Raw genomic sequence first — 323 nt, 5'->3', positions numbered from 1 at the left:
CCGTGGGTCAGGTGGCCACCGGCATCCAGGCTCATGCCCAGAATGGTGTCACCGGGTTTGATCAGCGCCTGGAACACACCCTGGTTGGCTTGGCTGCCCGAGTTCGGCTGGACGTTGGCGAAATCACAGCCAAACAGCTGTTTGGCGCGATCGATGGCGAGGTTCTCGGCGATATCGACAAACTGGCACCCGCCATAATAGCGCCGCCCGGGATAGCCTTCGGCGTATTTGTTGGTCATCACCGAACCCTGCGCCTCCATCACGGCGGCGGAGACGATGTTCTCGGATGCAATCAGTTCGATCTCATCACGCTGGCGACCCAG

General features: G+C 60.7%; 1 pseudogene. It reads right to left on the bottom strand.

What is annotated here, in order from left to right:
* A pseudogene (glyA, locus tag Q1B21_RS22320) lies at positions 1 to 323 on the bottom strand (serine hydroxymethyltransferase); the annotation flags it as partial.

This window comes from uncultured Ruegeria sp. (assembly GCF_947504215.1).
Lineage (GTDB): Bacteria > Pseudomonadota > Alphaproteobacteria > Rhodobacterales > Rhodobacteraceae > Ruegeria.
The sequence above is the reverse complement of the archived record's forward strand: the minus strand, read 5'-3'. Positions and strand labels throughout refer to the sequence as shown.